The organism is Oleiphilus sp. HI0125, from assembly GCF_001635355.1.
In genome coordinates, this window is the sequence record NZ_LWGF01000296.1 from 1 (window position 1) to 917 (window position 917).

1 protein-coding gene and 1 pseudogene are annotated in these 917 nt (G+C 46.0%); both read right to left on the bottom strand.

The window, feature by feature from the left end:
* Positions 1–425: pseudogene (locus A3762_RS04090) on the bottom strand (lipid A biosynthesis acyltransferase); the annotation flags it as partial.
* A gap of 78 nt (positions 426–503) precedes the next feature.
* The coding region (locus tag A3762_RS04095) for a DUF3135 domain-containing protein (RefSeq protein ID WP_156493221.1) at positions 504–917 on the bottom strand (414 nt) is incomplete at its 5' end.

Sequence of the window (917 nt, forward strand, 5' to 3'; positions counted from 1 at the left end):
CCAGCTAAATCCAGCATGCTGAAGTGGCCGCCAACGAGCAAAATTCCTTTACCTCGCTCTTGTGCTTCTTTTAAGTTCTCAATGCCATGTACTGTAAGTTTATCAATATATGGAGTGTAGTTTCCCCACCAACTTGCCAGGCTCTCCATGTAGCCGGTGGCGTTTGATATAAATGTGTCGTACACAAGCTGCTCTCGTTCTTCTTCAGAGAGCTCAGGGAAGCAGGCGTTGATATTTCCTCGGGCTGTTTTGTAGCGACTACCTTTGAGTTTGTAGAGTCTATGGCCTAAGAATCGACCGAGGCCCATACGAGCGCCATGTGGCAAGCGGGCTAGAAGCCGCATTAGACCGATCAAAAGCCATGTTGGCCAAAATTTGGGTTTGAGGAAATTGGAGTAACGATGCTCTGGTTTGAGGTTTTGCATAAAGCCTAGCTTGTTTGTCCTAAAGTAACGCGCCTGAAATAGTATATTAAAGCGCGTTACGTTACTAAAGCTAAGCGTCTATTTTGTTCTTGACGGCGAAGTAAAAGATAAGACTTTCGCTTCGTGCTTAGTGCGCGATTTGAGGTAATCGTCTGGCTGGTTGAGCGCATAGCGCAGCTCTGCGATCGAATCATTCATCATTGATGAAATTTTCATGCATGCCTGCACTGGATTGTTACAACGCTTTCTCTCCATGTCGATCTGAAACTGGAGCCCTTGTAAGCGCTCTCTCATGTGCTTCGGAGCACCATTAATCACGGTTTCAATTGCATTTTTCCGAATGCTTTCGAGCTGTTCAGGATTCTCGCTTGCGAGGCGCATTAGTTCATCAAAATTGGGTAGCTCAACACGACCAAGCGCAGTTTTGCGTACGTCAACATCTTTCAAACGAAGCTTGCTGATCTCGCGTGATTTTCCATTCTGCATTGTAAC